Annotated in this window: 16 protein-coding genes; 12 read left to right on the forward strand and 4 right to left on the reverse strand. The window is 56.7% G+C overall.

The genetic code is table 11. From position 1 onward, the window contains the following. Positions 1–438 precede the first annotated feature (438 nt). The 11 genes from C0V73_RS22015 (at position 439) to repC (C0V73_RS22065) (ending at position 12,094) form a co-directional block, all read left to right on the forward strand. Positions 439–2,367 (forward strand): ParB/RepB/Spo0J family partition protein, encoded by a 1,929-nt coding sequence (locus C0V73_RS22015; RefSeq protein ID WP_102022168.1) that lies wholly within the window; start codon positions 439–441, stop codon positions 2,365–2,367. A gap of 68 nt (positions 2,368–2,435) precedes the next feature. Beyond that, the gene (locus tag C0V73_RS22020) at positions 2,436–2,615 is read left to right on the forward strand and encodes a hypothetical protein (RefSeq protein ID WP_102022169.1); all 180 of its coding nucleotides are present in this window, start codon (positions 2,436–2,438) and stop codon (positions 2,613–2,615) included. A 627-nt stretch (positions 2,616–3,242) separates the two neighbouring features. After that, positions 3,243–4,481: a plasmid replication protein RepC gene (gene repC, locus C0V73_RS22025; RefSeq protein ID WP_245408070.1), complete on the forward strand. Its 1,239-nt coding sequence runs from the start codon at positions 3,243–3,245 to the stop codon at positions 4,479–4,481. Further along, complete coding sequence (locus C0V73_RS22030; protein WP_234614158.1) at positions 4,481–4,984, forward strand: thermonuclease family protein; 504 nt, start codon at positions 4,481–4,483, stop codon at positions 4,982–4,984. The genes repC (C0V73_RS22025) and C0V73_RS22030 overlap by 1 nt, the downstream gene beginning before the upstream one ends. Before the next feature lie 395 nt (positions 4,985–5,379). Next, the gene (locus C0V73_RS22035) at positions 5,380–5,712 is read left to right on the forward strand and encodes a DUF736 family protein (RefSeq protein WP_102022171.1); all 333 of its coding nucleotides are present in this window, start codon (positions 5,380–5,382) and stop codon (positions 5,710–5,712) included. A 119-nt stretch (positions 5,713–5,831) separates the two neighbouring features. After that, entirely contained in the window at positions 5,832–6,038 is a 207-nt protein-coding gene (locus C0V73_RS22040; RefSeq protein WP_102022172.1) for an antitoxin VbhA family protein, read from the forward strand. A gap of 65 nt (positions 6,039–6,103) precedes the next feature. Then, positions 6,104–7,168 carry a Fic family protein gene (locus C0V73_RS22045; RefSeq protein WP_244712684.1) on the forward strand — a complete coding sequence of 355 codons (1,065 nt, stop codon included), beginning with the start codon at positions 6,104–6,106 and terminating at the stop codon, positions 7,166–7,168. Between the two features lie 221 nt (positions 7,169–7,389). After that, positions 7,390–8,259, forward strand: coding sequence for a zincin-like metallopeptidase domain-containing protein (locus C0V73_RS22050; RefSeq protein WP_102022174.1), 870 nt, complete (start codon positions 7,390–7,392; stop codon positions 8,257–8,259). Between the two features lie 180 nt (positions 8,260–8,439). Continuing rightward, positions 8,440–9,654: a plasmid partitioning protein RepA gene (gene repA, locus C0V73_RS22055; RefSeq protein ID WP_102022175.1), complete on the forward strand. Its 1,215-nt coding sequence runs from the start codon at positions 8,440–8,442 to the stop codon at positions 9,652–9,654. Further along, complete coding sequence (gene repB / locus C0V73_RS22060) at positions 9,651–10,664, forward strand: plasmid partitioning protein RepB (RefSeq protein ID WP_102022176.1); 1,014 nt, start codon at positions 9,651–9,653, stop codon at positions 10,662–10,664. The genes repA and repB overlap by 4 nt, the downstream gene beginning before the upstream one ends. Positions 10,665–10,855: 191 nt before the next feature. Then, the gene (gene repC / locus C0V73_RS22065) at positions 10,856–12,094 is read left to right on the forward strand and encodes a plasmid replication protein RepC (RefSeq protein WP_102022177.1); all 1,239 of its coding nucleotides are present in this window, start codon (positions 10,856–10,858) and stop codon (positions 12,092–12,094) included. A 49-nt stretch (positions 12,095–12,143) separates the two neighbouring features. On the opposite strand, the gene C0V73_RS22070 is transcribed toward repC (C0V73_RS22065), so the two are convergent. The 4 genes from C0V73_RS22070 to C0V73_RS22085 form a co-directional block, all read right to left on the reverse strand. Then, on the reverse strand, positions 12,144–12,686 hold the full coding sequence (locus tag C0V73_RS22070; protein ID WP_245408071.1) for a helix-turn-helix transcriptional regulator: 543 nt from the start codon (positions 12,684–12,686) through the stop codon (positions 12,144–12,146). Positions 12,687–12,940: 254 nt separating this feature from the next. Next, positions 12,941–13,363 carry a hypothetical protein gene (locus C0V73_RS22075; protein WP_102022178.1) on the reverse strand — a complete coding sequence of 141 codons (423 nt, stop codon included), beginning with the start codon at positions 13,361–13,363 and terminating at the stop codon, positions 12,941–12,943. Continuing rightward, on the reverse strand, positions 13,360–13,731 hold the full coding sequence (locus C0V73_RS23355; protein WP_245408072.1) for a hypothetical protein: 372 nt from the start codon (positions 13,729–13,731) through the stop codon (positions 13,360–13,362). The genes C0V73_RS22075 and C0V73_RS23355 overlap by 4 nt, the downstream gene beginning before the upstream one ends. A gap of 76 nt (positions 13,732–13,807) precedes the next feature. Further along, positions 13,808–14,512, reverse strand: coding sequence for a ParA family protein (locus tag C0V73_RS22085; protein WP_102022179.1), 705 nt, complete (start codon positions 14,510–14,512; stop codon positions 13,808–13,810). 547 nt (positions 14,513–15,059) lie between these two features. On the opposite strand from C0V73_RS22085, the gene C0V73_RS22090 reads away from it, so the two are divergent. Then, the gene (locus tag C0V73_RS22090) at positions 15,060–15,461 is read left to right on the forward strand and encodes a DUF6290 family protein (RefSeq protein ID WP_102022180.1); all 402 of its coding nucleotides are present in this window, start codon (positions 15,060–15,062) and stop codon (positions 15,459–15,461) included. Positions 15,462–15,464 lie beyond the last annotated feature (3 nt).

Genomic DNA, 15,464 nt, shown 5'->3' on the forward strand with positions numbered 1-15,464 from the left:
GTTGAAATGGAGAGCTGCTCGAGGAGCGGAGCGCTCATCACTCGGAGCGCAGCGGGCAGATCCGTCGTGTTATAACCTGTATCAGAAGACGGAGAACCGGCGTCGCCGGTTCGCATCCGAAAGGAGCGGCCAGGGTCGGCCGCCCATCTACCCTGCCCTGTACCGCTCTTACGATAGGTCGCCGATCGCGCCAATGGGCAAGCGCGCAAGCGCTGTCGCTCGTCAGGAAAAACGGCTTTCGCCGTCAGGCCGGCAAACCTTCCGTTTTTCCTTCCTCCCGCCCCATGACCCGATCCGCGTCCTAACGGGAGCGGGCTCAAGCCCTCCCCCTTCGTTCCGCCGGATGTGGGGGCACATCCTTCGAAAACGAAGGCAGAGGCTTCGCCCACTAGCGGGGCTTGCTCCCAAGGGAAACGGGAAAAACTGGAGCAAGGAACCATGAGCGACATCATCGCGGTAGCACTGAACAAGCTGAACGCAGACCCCAAAAACGTCCGCAAGACCTACACCAAGGAGAGCATCGAGAGCCTGTCGGCGTCCATTCTCGCCAATGGCATTATTCAAAACCTTGTGGTGCGCAAAGCTCCCAAAGGCCGATACCTCGTGACGGCCGGCGGTCGCCGCCTCGCAGCCCTCAATCTTCTCGCCGAACGCGGCGAGATCGGGGCCGACTACGCCGTGAACGTCATTGTCCGGGAGGCGGGTGACGCAACGGAGTTAAGCCTGACCGAGAACGTCATGCGGGAGGCCATGCACCCGGCGGACCAGTTCGAGGCATTCAAAGCGTTGTTCGATGAGGGCAAGTCCATCAAGGACATCGCCGCCCGTTTCGGGACAACCGAAATCATCGTCAACCGCCGCCTTGCGCTGGCGAAGGTTTCCCCGGTCCTGTTCGCGGCGTTCCGCGCCGAGAATATGACCTTTGAGCAGCTTGCCGCCTTTACCATCACCGACGATCACGCTCGACAGGAAGAGGTTTGGAATGCCCTCCCCTCATGGGATCGCAGCGCCAACACAATCAAGCGCCGTCTCGTCGTGGATGAAGTCCCCGCAAGCGACAAGCGGCTCGCGCTGATCGGCGGATTAGAGGTTTATGAGGCGGCTGGCGGTCCAGTGCGCCGCGACCTGTTTGCCGAGCAGGGAGGGGGCTTTGCATGCGATAGCGGCTTGCTTGAAAAGCTGGTTGCCGAGAAGTTGGAGGCCGAGGCCGAAACCGTGAAGGCCGAAGGCTGGAAATGGGTAGAGTGGTGCCCTCAGCAGCCGGATAACATCTACCAGATGGCTCGGGTTTACCCGCAGCGCATAGACCTCAACGACGAGGATCAAGCCAAGCTTGACGCGCTGACTGAGCGCTATGACGAATTGGCGGCGCAGATCGATGCGGATCAGGAGGATGAAGGTGCAGAGGCCGCCTTGTCCGCCGTCGAGCAGGAAATCGCCGTCCTGCAGAAGCGTGAAGAAGCCTATCGGAGCGAAGACCTTGCGATTGCAGGGGCAATTGTTACCATCGACCATTGGGGCAAGTTATCGGTGTTGAGAGGCCTTGTCCGAGACGAGGACAAGAAGAAGGCCGAAGCCACAGAACGAAAGCAAGGCGGGGCGACCGAGGACGCTGACGGCGCTTTGAAATCTGCGGCGCTTACTCACTCAGCGGCTTTGATCGAGGACCTGACCGCTCAGAAGACGGCGGCACTTCGTGTCGAGCTGGCGAACAATCCCGAAATCGCGCTTGTGGCAGTCGTCCATGCGATGTTGCTCAAAGTGCAGTATCGGACCGCATGGGGCATTCCCGGCCACCAGAGCGCGCTTGAAATCTCTGTCACTCATGAAGTGCTCGACGGTTCGATGAAGCGTCCCGCCGAGAACAAGGCCCTTGAGGCGTGGGGAAGCCTTGAGGAAAACTACGGGCACCGGCTTCCCGGCGATCCTGCTGACCTTTGGGAATGGCTGATGGATCAATCGCAGAGCGAGTTGTTGCAGCTTCTGGCCTATGCCGCCGCCCATTCCGTCAATGCAGTTGAGAAGAAGTTCAGCAGTCGCAGCCAAGCGCTGGCACATGCCGACCAGATGGGCCGCGCATTGAATGTCGATATGCGGGATTGGTTCGAGACCACGGCGGAAAGCTATTTCAGCCACGTCAACAGGCCGACCATTCAAGCCGTTGTTGCCGAGGTGCGCGGCGAGGATATCGCCGCTGGTGTCGGCAACATGAAGAAGGGCGAGGCTGCGGAGTATGCCGCCAAGTCCATCAAGGACAGCGGGTGGCTTCCGCCTCACGTTCGGATCGCGTCTGACCCCGACGCAGAGGGTGAGGCTGAAACCTCTGAGGAAAAGAGCGAACACTCGTTCCCGATGGCAGCGGAATAATCCCGCCGCTGCTTGTCCCCGGTCACGTCCTCCAGTGTGACCGGCTCCCCTATTCCCGAGGATAAGCCGTGCTCGCTTCCGATCCTGATCCGACCCTTGCCGCCGAAAGCTGCTGTCAGCTAATCAACGCCTACCTGAGCGACCCGGAGCATGTTGATTGGGATGAAGTGCAAAAAGCACTCGATACAGCGCTAAAGGCCTTCGATCTACCGCCGACCTATCTTGAGGATGCTGCTCAGCGCGGCTGAGCCTGCTTCAAGATCGCACTTTAGCGCCCGCCTTGGCATCGAGCCAATGCGGGCGCTTTTGCAGGTGCGTGGGAGGCAGAAACGTATCGGGGGACGGCAGATCAGGCCGCTTGTTGAGAGGAGGCCCTCGCCCCCTCCTCTCAAACTCTCCTCCCCACCCTGTTGAATTTCCCCAACAATAAAGGGGGCTAATTCATACTCTGGAAACGTTCCAATTTTAGGCGCGAAGAGAGGGAAGGCGCGGACAAGCGCGCTAAAAAATTGAAATTTAGGCGCTATTTCAGATGTCAGCTGAACCGGCAAAGCAACGCGGAAATGTGACAACTTGCATCAATTCGGTATCTCAGGTTACTAATCGCAATCGGGCGGAACCTAAACCGATTCCGACTCGCGCATTTTAACAGTTTTTTGGAGATCGCACCCGGCCCAGAAAAGAAAAACCGCTCCCGAATAATCCGGAAGCGGTCTGCAGTTCGAAATATAAAAGCACCATCATTCTCGCAGACCTCCCCTCCGATGTCAACAATCAAAACACCTTTTCGGTGAACGGCGGAGCTTTGTCTGGCCTCTGACAGGAGACGGACGATGGGGGAACCCAGACAACACAAGCGGCCGACAGGTCGCAGAATGACGAAGGAGCGAGCCGAATTCCGGCGACTGGCGCAGTCAACGGAAATCGGATCTGTTACCCGCGGACAGCTTGCTGTGCTCGCTAAGAATCTGATGACGATCGGAATGATCACGACCTCAGAATATGCGTTGCTCGAGGCTATCATAACGACCGCTAAGGCCGATACCTTTGACAAAGGCGGGCGCCCGATTGTCTACAAGTCGAACCGACAGCTGGGGTATGACATCAACAAGTCACCGGGACGCGTAAGCCGAATTCTTTCCCGATTGTACGACCTCGGCCTTGTCACCATGCAGGACAGTGCGAATTTCAAGCGCTACCCGATCCGGGACAGCGAAGGAGATATTGCCGACGCCTGCGGCATTGATCTGCGCGTCCTGATCGCTCGGCACCATGAACTTGATCAGCTGGTGCGCCAGAAGCGGGAAGAGATTCGAGTTCGCGACAACGCAGCGCGTCGCTTCCGGGACGCTCTGCGTGCCGCGAGGTATGCTCTCGCGTCCTCAACCGAACGAGGCGAAGTCATTCTCGGGCGGATCGGGTCCCGTGTTGAGAAGATCGCGGCCTTCATCGGATCAGCTAGGCACGAGCCGGCCCACGCCCTTCGGAAGGCCACAATGCTTTTGGAGTGGCTTGCCGACCGATTGCGCAACGTGAATCGGACCCCTCAAGCTTCCGACATAGATGCAAATATGACATGCACGGATGTCGAAAACGACATGCACATACAGATTACAACCCCGAAGCCTTTTGAAGCTCGTAATGATGAACGGCGTTCGGCTGACGCCGAACAAATCAGTTCGTTAGGGGCTGGCTCCGCCAGCAAGAGGGCTTTTGAAGAAAGCCTGGGGAGCCCTTCGCGCCAAAGCAATAGGCAACTGCAAGTGCGGCCTTCACTTGTGGCGCTGGAAGATGTGTGGCGGGCTACGCCAAGCCTTGCCGAATATGGCTACCAGCCCCCGCGTAGTTGGGCGGACCTGGACCGGATCGCTCCCAAACTTTGCCGCATCGCCGGAGTCTCCGAGGATGCGCGCCAGCGGGCCGTGGAGCGAATGGGGCAGCAGGCGGCCGCTGTTGCTATCGCTCTGACGTTTGAGAAATACACGCGGGCCGAGATCAGCTCGCCGGGCGGGTATTTGCGGGCCATGACCGACCGCGCCGCGAGCGGAGACCTTCATCTGAACCGCTCCGTATTTGGGCTGGCAGCCCGCAACTCAATGGAGGCACACTCGTGATAGAAAATCGCTTGGTTGGAGCCGCGCTGGCCGCGCTTCTGTTCACCGCGTCTTCTGCAGCGGCCGACTATTCAGGCCGAGCGCGGGTGATTGATGCAGACACCTTCAGCATCCGCCAACAGAGGATCCGTATCGCGGCCATTGACGCCTGTGAGCGGGATCAGATGGGCTCCAAAAACGGTGTGATATGGAATTGTGGGATTGAGGCACGTCGCTTCCTCGCCCGCATGATCGATGGCAAGCATGTCCGTTGCGTTGAAATTGATCGAGACCAGTACAAGCGCCTTGTCGGCCAGTGCTTCATCGACAACTCGGATATTGGCCTTGAAATGGTGAAGGCGGGCCAAGCCAGCCTCCTGTTGCGTTATCTGCCAAGATCCCACCCGATCGATCTGGACCAGTATCGCCGCGCCGAGGCAAGAGCCCGAGAGCGAGGCCAAGGCTTGTGGGGCGCTCAGGTTGAATCGCCGTCCTCCTATCGCCGCAGCCATTCCGGCAACTGAACGACTGGCGGCGCTCATATGGGCAAAAGATGGCGAGATCGCATGTTTTGGCGAAACCATCGGTTACCCCAGCCTCTTGTTTCAGGCTGCTGGTTCGGCTGCATTCAGCACAATCCCGCCCTTGACCTGTGCCGATGTCCCATTTGTCGAGGTGACGTATTGCTGCAAGCGCTCAGGCCCCACACCTCCAAAGTGGTTGCTCTTGATGCCCGTTCGCACGGCGACGCGGTTGGCGCAAAGCCGTTCGTCTCCAAATTTTCCCCGCCTTCGGCTTCCTCGCGAAACAAAATTTGTCCCCGTCCAGCCTCCTTCGCTGCGCTCCGGCCTACGGTGCGCACCGCTTTTCGCCGTGCCTTATGAACGATCATCGCAACCACCATAGAGGAGTGATTAACATGAGCATGACCAACTTCATCCAGTTCGACAAAGACGACATCGACAACGCCAAGGGAACCGGCCTCATCTCCACCATCGACCGGGACCTGGACATCAAGGTTACACCTTTCGACTCCACCAACGAAAAGGCTCCGACGCATCGCGTCTATGCCAAGTCACCTCGCGGCCACGATATCGAAGTTGGCGGCATCTGGAAGAAGACCAGCGGAGAAGGGAAGCCGTACTACACCCTCTCCATCAAGCGCCTCGGCTTCAACGCCAACTTGGGCCGTTACCCCGGCCAAGATGACGTGGCACTGCAGGCCATCATCGAATGGGAACCCCGCGATTGATCGCTCTGGGAGGCCCGATCTCTGATCGGGCTCCCACCATAAAAGAGCCGCTTACCCCGCATTCGCTGGATATCCGGCTCTTATTGTGCTAAGTGGAACAGTAACTGGAGGCTCTGCCAATGAACGTTCATGCCCCTCGCCCCGATCGCTCTCCGGAAGCTGTTGCAGCACGGAAGAAGGCTTCAGATCAGGCACGCGCTGCGAATATGCGGCAGGGTTACACCGGTGACCCGGTCTTGGAAGAAGCGAAGGCCCGCTACGTCGCGGGGGACATCACTTCCGAGGAAATGCGCCAAGAGATGCTGGCCCGATTCAAGCGGCCTTGATCATCACCTAGACATTTGTAGCGGCCGCCTGTGAACTCAGGCGGCCTTTTTGCATGAGGTTTCGCTTGGCCCGCGATGATGAAGCCAAAGGCTCCTACACCTATCCCAACACGTCAGGGGATGAGGATTACAAGGATGTTCTGAAGAACAAGCTCAATATCAGGAGCTATTCAGAACTGCGCGAAGCCGAGTACGCGATTACGGACTCAAGGATTACGGAGCTGGCCGAGGGAAAAGGCCCTACCGGTAATCACGACGCAGCGCATCTGAAGGCTCTGCACGGCTACATCTTTCAAGATATCTATGAATGGGCAGGACACACGCGCAATGAAAGTCCTGTCGTCGATGGGCATCGGGTAGAGCCGGTAGGCGGGCTTTCGAAGGGCGATACGACTTTCCTCCCCGGCTCGCGCATCGAAATGGGTCTCAACGAGGCGCTGAGGCCTGCTAGAGACGTTCAGGGCTTGCGAGCCGCGACACCCGAGCAATTCGCCGAGAAGGCCGCTCACGTCCTATCTGAGTTGAACTATGTTCATGCCTTTCGCGAAGGCAATGGAAGGGCAAACGAAGCTCTGGTGGTCTCATTGGGCCGCACCTATGGGCATGATATCGATCTGACCGTCATCACCAAACCTCGCATGATCGAGGCATCCATTGAGACCACGAATGATCCGTCCAGTCCGGCGATGAAGCACCTCATCCAGGATGCAATGGATCCTAACCGCCGCGAGGCGATCCGCAGTGCCATGTCCGATCTTGAGCAGGCTGGCGAGAAACCGTTCGAGCACAATATCCGCACGGCCCGCCAGGGCGAAGTGATCGAAGGCCAGGTTCTCGGCCATGACAATCGAGTTGCGAGCCTCGTGACCGAAAAGGGGATTGTGGCCGTAGATCGTGCTGATCTCCCCGAGCAAATACCTGCTGACGACGAGGAAGTTAGGTTCACCGCAAGATCTGATTTCAAGACTCTGGGTCGGCCGGAACAGGTCCAAGATGCCCATTCGCAGCCAGGTCAGCAAAAGGCCCAAGAGCCTCAGTCGCAGCACATCAATGCCGAGCTTAAGGCTATCGAAGCGCAGCAGCTTGCCGATCGCCAGCGAAACCGCGACCAAGACGACCGAGAGCGCTGATCTGCGGCCCTGTCGCTGCAGTGAGGGCCCGTATCGTCGGCCGGGGTGCCTACGCTCAGCGCCCTCTCCTGTCCGTTGGATGGTTTGACGGACAAACTACGATAGCCCCTCACCCATTCAACCGCTTGCGCGGTCCTACACTCCGTTGCGGCCCTACGGGTGCATGGGCTCGTTTCGCTATCTTCGGATCTTTGCCGTCAACCAACGAACAGGAGACGGCAATGCAGAGCGTAAAGGACACCTACCAGCGGATCACCGACACCATCATCCAGCAGCTCGAGGCCGGCACCAAGCCTTGGATTCGGCCATGGCGCGGAAATGTTCGCAGGTCGGCTACGCCGCTGCGTGCCTCCGGCGAAGCCTATCGCGGCATCAACGTGGTCATGCTTTGGCTCTCCGGGCAACTCGCCGGCTACGACGAAAACACATGGATGACTTACCGGCAGGCTCAGGAGCTTGGCGCTCAGGTCCGCAAGGGCGAACAAGGAACCCTCGTCGTCAAGTACGGCACCTTCACGCCGAAGGATCAGGAGGCGGACGATCGCGCAGTCCCCTATCTCAAGGGCTACGCTGTCTTCAACGTCGAGCAGATCGATAACCTGCCTGACCGCTTCAAGAGCCCGGCCGATGATGTGCCAATGGATGCCGTTCCAGTCCTCGAAAACGTCGAATCCTTCATAGATCGCACTGGCGCGAAGATCACCTACGGCGGCAAGCAGGCTTGTTATCGCCCTGGTCTCGATGACATTCTGATTCCGGATCGGGGGCGGTTCCTCAGCGAGATTCACCTTTACAGCACTGTTCTTCATGAAATTTCTCATTGGAGTGGTGCAAAGGCACGTTTGGGCCGTGACCTGAGTGGGCGGTTCGGCAGTGAGGCCTACGCCATGGAGGAGCTTGTTGCCGAGATCTCAGCCGCGTTCGTCTGCGCCGATCTTGGCATCGAGCATGATCCGCGAGACAACACCGCGACCTACGTTGAAAACTGGCTCAAGGTGCTCAAGCAGGATTCACGTGCAGTCATCACTGCCGCCGCAAAGGCTCAGGCAGCCGCTGACTATCTGCGACAGTTCAGCTCTTCTACAGGCTAGGGGCACTGGCATAACTGTCGGGCCTCATGCGCATCGACCTAAAACTTTACAACTGTAAAGTCGGGCATCCTTGATGCGTTAACTTCTTGTTAACGAAAAACGCCTTGAAGAATCGGAGTCAGTCTGGCATCCCTGACGGAAATGATCTCGTAAAGTGGTCAGAACCGTCAAGAGGATTGAATGTTGCAGCCAGCTTCTCAGAGCGTCAGAGACACTGCGTCGAAGATCGGGGTCTACACCTCGAAACTCTCTGCGGAGCTGAACGATATGCGTGAGGCTGTTTATCCACCCTCTGCGCAGAAAACATTTGGTCGGACATTCTCAACCCTTGACCTAGTGAGGCTACTCAAGGTTCCGGAAAGTACTCTTCGCCAGTTGACGCTGGAAGGGAAGGGGCCTTTGCCCGAGCGTGCAGAAAATAACAGGCGAACCTACACGATAGAACAGGTCAAGGAACTGAGGGCATTCCTGGCCGAACTTCGTCCGGACGAAGCTGGCGAGCTGCTTCCGCATCGTCGCAAAGGGGAAAAGCTTCAGGTAATTGCTACGGCGAATTTTAAAGGTGGTAGTTCCAAGACAACCACTTCTATCCATCTCGCACATTTTCTAGGGCTTCAGGGTTATCGGGTCCTGTGTCTGGATCTTGATCCGCAAGCATCGATGACTGCGCTATTTGGTATTCAGCCCGAGTTCGATCTCGGCGAGAACCAAACAGCCTATGCAGCCATTCGATATGACAATGAGAGGCGGCCGCTCGCTGAAGTGATCCGGCCAACCTATTTCCCGGGTGTCGATCTAGTTCCTGGCAATCTGGAGCTAATGGACTTTGAGTTTGATACCCCGTCCTATCTGACCTCGAAAACCAGAGATGACTTGGGTTTGTTTTTCGAGCGGTTAAGCAGTGCCCTGGCCCGCGTCGATGATCGATACGATATCGTTATCATCGACACCCCACCGTCCCTTGGATACTCGACGCTCGCCGCTCTTTACGCAGCCACGTCCTTAATCATTACCGTTCACCCGGCGATGCTCGACGTTGCATCGTGCAATCAGTTCCTGATCATGATCTCCGATCTATCGGAGGTGCTGGGGCAGTTTGGAGCAAAATTTGAGCATGACTTTTTCCGTTTCCTGCTCACCCGCGTGAACCCGAATGACGGGCCTCAAAAGTATATGTCTGGAGTCATGCGCCGATTGTTTGGTGATGATGTACTGGTTGCGGAGGCGCTCGAATCGACGGCAATCGCCGGTGCAGCGGTAGCGAAGAAGACCCTTTACGAGCTCGAGTCGGGCGAGGTCGGTCGTGAAGCGTTGAAGCGTGCAATTGAGAGCGCTGATCGAGTTAACTCCGAAATCCTCGACCTCGTTCACAAAGTTTGGGGGCGTAGCACATGAAGAAAAGCATCCTTCAGCGAATGGCGGCTGCCGAAAACCGGACAGAATCTACTGTGGTGTCGGACGCGTCTGACAAGCCCTCGCTGGCGCGGCGGCACTCTTCACCGGTCATTTCCAATGTGGGTCGAGCACTGACACAGCTCACCGAAGATAGTGTCATTTCACTCGATCCTGACCGTATCGACCGCTCGCCCTATAGAGATCGCTTTGGCAACGACGAAGATGCGGCCAAAGAGCTCGAGGCGCTTAAGGTTTCTATCGCAAGCGAAGGCCAAAAAATTCCGGTTCTCGTTCGGCCGCATCCGACGAAACCGGATCATTACCAGCTTGCCTACGGTTACCGTCGATGGGCGGCGATCAAGGCCATAATGGCAGAAGCGGATCGCCCGGAGACCATAAAGATTCGAGCGTATGTTCGAGAGCTTTCCGATCGGCAATTGATTGAAGAGCAATCGCTTGAGAATGGTGTTCGGGAAAACTTGACCTGGATCGAGCAGGCAATGTGGGCAGTACAGCTCAAAAGTGCTGGCCTTTCCCATCGCGCCATGTGCCCAATCTTGGGAGCTTCAGAAGCGGCAATATCGCATCTGTTTCGAGTGACGGAGGCGGTTCCCGAAGACATCATTCTTGCGATCGGCAGAGCAAAAGGAGTTGGTCGCCCGAAATGGACCGCATTTGCCGAGTTGCTGAAAGATCCGAGCAGCGCAGCACGTGTTCGCAAGATAATCGACACGGTCGAGTTTCGAGGCGCTGACAGCTCCAGCCGTATTGCCCAAGCGATACGAGCTGCAAGTGCTGCAGCCGACAAAGTGACTGCGGAACCAGCTGAAGAGATTGTTGACTTCGCCGTGGGTGACCGAGTTTTTGGCCGCATGAAGAGTAATTCGGCTGGAACTACGGTCTCAATCCCGAAGCAGGAACGCGCTTTCGCGCGCTGGCTGGCGGACCGAATGCCTGATCTTCTAAGCGAATACAACAATCATTCCGATCCAACTCACCAAGAGGTGTGATCGAGACACTCGTTAATTGGTCAAGAGGAGAGACCGCGACAAAAGAAAAAGGCCCCCAAAACGTTTCCGTCATGGAAGCCTCTCTCAATTCCTAGCAAGATCGAGAATCGCATTTCCATGAATCCCAGTCAAGAGTCTTTGGCATCGTTTTGGTGAGCGGATTTCTTTTGCCTGAAGAAAGGTGAAGGAATATGCAGACGGGAAATGTCACGACGCCCTTTGGGCGGCGGCCGGTTGTGCTTGCTCTTGTAAAGAGGCAGCTTCAGACGTCCGAGACGAAACCAAACCGCCCGGTCGAAAAATGGAAGGTGTTTCGCGACGCCTGTGAGGCCCGTGAACGCCTCGGCCTCCAGGACAGGGCGCTGACTGTGCTGGACGCATTGCTGACATTTTATCCGGAAAGCGAGCTCAACTGCGATAGCGGATTGGTGGTCTTCCCTTCGAACGCCCAGCTTTCTGTCAGAGCGCACGGCATCACTGGAACGACCTTGCGGCGCCATTTGGCTGCCCTGGTCGAAGCCGGGCTCATCCAGCGCAAGGATAGTCCGAACGGCAAGCGCTACGCTCACCGGGACAAGGGTGGCGATATCGAGCAAGCCTTTGGGTTCGATCTTTCTCCACTTTTGGCTCGTGTTGCGGAACTTGCAGCACTGGCACAGGAAGTCGCTGCCGAACGCCTGCAGTTCAGGCGAGCCAAAGAGGCACTGACTATCTGCCGGCGTGATGTGCGCAAGCTGATTTCAGCAGCGATGGAGGAGGGGGCCGACGGCGACTGGGAAGCCATCGAAGACATGTATGTCGGCATTGTCAGCCGACTTCCCCGCAATCCTGACCGTCACCAGGTGGAGGCAATCCTCGACGAGATGCAGCTTTTGCGCACCGAAATCCTCAACCTTCTGGAAAATCAGTTAGATTCTCAAAATATGGACGGCAATGCTGTTCAAAATGGCTGCCACATACAGAATTCAAAACCCGAATCCATCTATGAACTTGAACCTAGCTCTGGAAAAGAGCAGGGCGGAGCCGTCGAGCTGGAAGTAGCACCCAAAGCGGTTGCTCAGCCGTTGGCAAAGCCGGAACAGATGAAGGCGTTCCCGCTGTCGATGGTCCTGAAAGCCTGCCCGCAGATTTCGGACTACGGGCCCGGCGGCACGATCTCCCATTGGCGCGAGCTGATGGGCGCCGCGGTGGTGGTACGATCAATGCTTGGTGTTAGCCCGTCGGCTTACCAGGAGGCTTGCGAGGTGATGGGGCCGGAGAACGCGGCGGTTGCCATGGCTGCAATCTTGGAGAGGGCAGGGCATATCAATTCGGCAGGTGGATATCTCCGCGATCTCACGCGCCGGGCGAGGGGAGGGGAGTTCGGACTGGGACCGATGCTGATGTCGCTGATGCGTGCAAATGCGAACAGCGATCGGAAAACGGGGTGAGGGACGACGCGTTCCTAAATGGCCATCACTTGACGGCCCTTTCCGTTCTTCAATCGTCTGTCGGGGTATCGACCTTGGATGATTTTCGACCTGGTGGCCGGCCAGGGGGACGGCCTTTCCTGCTGACTCTCGCCGCTTTTCTAGTCAGTCGTTGGCGTTCGGCCTCAGCTTTTGCTTCGGCCTCCGCTTCCGCTTTTTGCCGAGCTTCAAGAACATCCTTAGGCGTCAGTTGGCCAACTATACCGATCAAACTGCGTATGGTGTCATGCGGGAGGTCATGAATGAGTCTGAAGAGTTCAACACGATCATCGGCCTCTTCAGGATTTTTACCGTAGAGATGAGGTGCTGCGGCATGAATCATCTGCATCGGCAGGAACCCAAGGAGCTCGGAAAGGTGAATCATTCGAGAGACAGTCAGTCGCGAAATGTTCAGTTCGTAGCGGCTGTAGACCACTCGAGCGAGACCAGCCAGGGTCGCGAAATCACTCTGGGTCAGACCAGTTTTCGCGCGTTCGTCGAGTAGGAATGCGGAAAGTTTTGCGTCGATCTCGCCGAAGCTGACTATGCCGTCGAATCCCTCCTTGCGGTACAAGGGTCTCTGGAAATCTGGATCTGTAGTCTCAACCAGTTCCCTTGATTTGATATAGTCGGATAGATTCCGCACAGTCGGTATTCCCTCAGTCCCCAAATCCGCCTGTGGCAGATATCACGCACCATAACGTGCCATTAAGGCACTGTCATCCTGCGCGCCAGTTACAAAGCCCTAACAAAAGTGGGGGGAATGAATGCCAGGATGCTGATCTCCTCGATATAAAATCCGCAACTCAGGGCGCGTTGTCCATCACCTCAAGATCCAGTGGGAGCATTCCTGTTCACGGCTTTCGCAGCGATCAGGTTCCAGCTGTGGGCGCTGGATTGAAAAACGCCTTCGACCGTTCTTTCTTCGGAGATCCAGCTCAGCTTCACGCGCATTTCGCATGCCAATGAAAGCTGGTCGATGCTGATGCACCTTGTGATCAAAATCTCAGACTTCGGCCCAAATGTCTCAAAGTCCCACATCGCAAACCGGAACAGCTCCCGTTTCGCGTGTTCGTTGGTTGGCCAATCAGCTTGTTTGACCGGCTCGGCTGGAGAAGAACCAATAACAGGCATAGTCCTCTTTATGGACTGAATGTCGATCCCTGCCTTCTCCGCTGTTTCAGGGTTGATCAAGAAGCCAAGGGTGGTGCCCACGGCCACCCCGGCCAGAAATCGAAGGTCGAGGATCAATAACCATTATCCTTCAGGAACTGGTCGATTGCGGCCTTGACGATTACCGTCATTTTTAAGTCGTTGTCAGAGGCTGCTCGCTCCAGGCGCTTCTTGGTGTCGTAATCAAGGGGGCAGTTGACGAAGTGTTTGCTCTCCCGCGCTTTGTTCTGCTTCAGCTCCTGCAGTCGTATTCTGGACGCCTCACGCTCCAATGATTTGTTCGTCGCTCTTTCCCGGCGAGCCTCCGGTGAGGGCAAAATCAAACTTGATCTTGGGGGCACCTGAACGGCTGGTACCTGAGCGGGAGCTTCTTCGACAGCGACCTCGTCCGGTTGATGGCTGACGACCGCGTTTTCTGCTTCGTTGTCTATAGCCGGCTGCGACATTGGATTGGGTACATTCCCCCGGGACCGTCGCGGTGCAACGGGAAAATCAGATATGCTGGAAGTCCCTTTAGCCATCTTACGACCTCTTCTGCTCGTTCGGCAGGAAACGTTCAATTTCTTGCATCAAGGTCATGACCTCGCTCCGGGCCTTTTTGACTGAGTCGCTCAGCTCCAGCATTTGCAGCGTCCCATATCCAAGTCTGATGTCGCGGTATGGGTTTCGCTCATAAAGCTCAGTGTCCAAGAGGTATGAATCATATCCCTGTTCCTGCAAGTTTGCGATGAAGGGGCGTATCAGGCGGTAGGCTTCCAGTGAACGTCCCGGGAGAGTAATCCGGGTTCTGAAGTTGAGATGTGGAATGTTTCGCCCGGTACGATCGCAGGTGTCAGCCACGTCCATTGCTGCCTGGCCGGCAGCAAGGATCTCGTCTTGGTTTGGCTGGATCGGCGTCATAACGATCTGCGAGCCGGCGATGATCGTGTCCCGTAGCACGGTGTCTTGACCGGGCGAGTCGATCAACACGACGTCAAACCCGGCGGTTTCGTTCTCCAGAATATGCTGAAGTGATGCGTTGGTTACCGCCGTGCGAAGCTCAATGCCGTCTGGCCTGTTGTCTTTAGCCTCGGAACGCGACCACCACTCATTCAGGTTTTGCCGGCCATCGGCATCGACCAAGAGCACTTGCTTACCATGAAGCGCATATTCTCCAGCGACCAGGATTACGGCGGTTGTCTTGCCCGCTCCACCCTTGCCGCTTACCAGCGATATGCAGATTGTCATTGCGCGATCCTCTCAGTCTAACGGTTCCCCCGCCCCCTAGCGATCCGACGTGGGTTCAATCGGCACATCAGTATCGTCGTTAAGATCTTCACATCGAAGCAAACCTAACATGCGTTCACACGCAGGTTAAGATCAAAACATGCGTGTGAACGCACGTTTTAGGACATCGATTAAACCACACGAGTTAGTCGTGTGGTTTTAACAAGTGTCTGTGTCGAGTGGTGAACCCCGGAGCCGCGTGAGGCCTCACTTGGCGCTCGCACGGAGGGTGCCAAGGGCGAAGAGCGAAGCGTCCCTTTCGCCTGAGTACGAGGGACAGACAAAGGCCTTCAGAAGCGGTTTTGGCGGTGAACCCTGGTGAGCGTTCCAACGGAAAGAGTGCGAAGCGAAGTGGAGCCAGTCGAGAGGTGGAATTTGGTTGAAATTATAAGATAGTGCTTTAGGTTTAGAGTGGCAGGATACGCAAATATGTTTTACATTTTGCATTGCGATCGTGGGACAAGCCCACGATGACGGTCGCAAGGCTCCGGGAAGGCTTAATTGACTGATGGGTGAGGACACGATCGAAGTGCCGACAGCCAAGCAACGCAAGGGGCGTCTCATCAACGTCCGCGTCAGCGATGCAGAGCATTCGGCTATCGAAGAAGTGGCCAAGTCGGCCGGCATGAGTGTGTCTGCTTTTTTCCGTTCGCTGCTCCTCGAGGGTGCTGGCGTTCGACCCATTTTGACTGCTGAAGACAGGTTGATCATGGCCGCGTTGCTCGAAGACATGCGGATGATCGGCATCAATTTGAATCAGGTCGCCCGCTCCCTGAATGCAGGAAAGGGTGTCCATCCGTCAGAGCTGGACATCAACCTTGGCAACGTCCAGCGGATTCAGGCAGCTGTAATGAGTGAGCTGCGGACACTTTCGCGCCGTGCCGGGCATGAGCGCCGAGGCGAGGTGTAGGCC

Origin of the sequence: Rhizobium sp. TH135, from assembly GCF_002855515.1 — a bacterium.
GTDB lineage: Bacteria > Pseudomonadota > Alphaproteobacteria > Rhizobiales > Rhizobiaceae > Allorhizobium.

Bases quoted from the DNA above. Each gene is read 5' to 3' on its own strand.
- repB (WP_102022176.1), top strand. From the start codon at position 9,651: ATGAAGAAAAGCATCCTTCAGCGAATGGCGGCTGCCGAAAACCGGACA.
- C0V73_RS22035 (WP_102022171.1), top strand. From the start codon at position 5,380: ATGAGCATGACCAACTTCATCCAGTTCGACAAAGACGACATCGACAAC.
- C0V73_RS22085 (WP_102022179.1), bottom strand. From the start codon at position 14,512: ATGACAATCTGCATATCGCTGGTAAGCGGCAAGGGTGGAGCGGGCAAG.
- C0V73_RS22050 (WP_102022174.1), top strand. From the start codon at position 7,390: ATGCAGAGCGTAAAGGACACCTACCAGCGGATCACCGACACCATCATC.
- C0V73_RS22090 (WP_102022180.1), top strand. From the start codon at position 15,060: ATGGGTGAGGACACGATCGAAGTGCCGACAGCCAAGCAACGCAAGGGG.
- repA (WP_102022175.1), top strand. From the start codon at position 8,440: ATGTTGCAGCCAGCTTCTCAGAGCGTCAGAGACACTGCGTCGAAGATC.
- C0V73_RS23355 (WP_245408072.1), bottom strand. From the start codon at position 13,731: ATGTCGCAGCCGGCTATAGACAACGAAGCAGAAAACGCGGTCGTCAGC.
- repC (WP_245408070.1), top strand. From the start codon at position 3,243: ATGACGAAGGAGCGAGCCGAATTCCGGCGACTGGCGCAGTCAACGGAA.
- repC (WP_102022177.1), top strand. From the start codon at position 10,856: ATGCAGACGGGAAATGTCACGACGCCCTTTGGGCGGCGGCCGGTTGTG.
- C0V73_RS22040 (WP_102022172.1), top strand. From the start codon at position 5,832: ATGAACGTTCATGCCCCTCGCCCCGATCGCTCTCCGGAAGCTGTTGCA.
- C0V73_RS22015 (WP_102022168.1), top strand. From the start codon at position 439: ATGAGCGACATCATCGCGGTAGCACTGAACAAGCTGAACGCAGACCCC.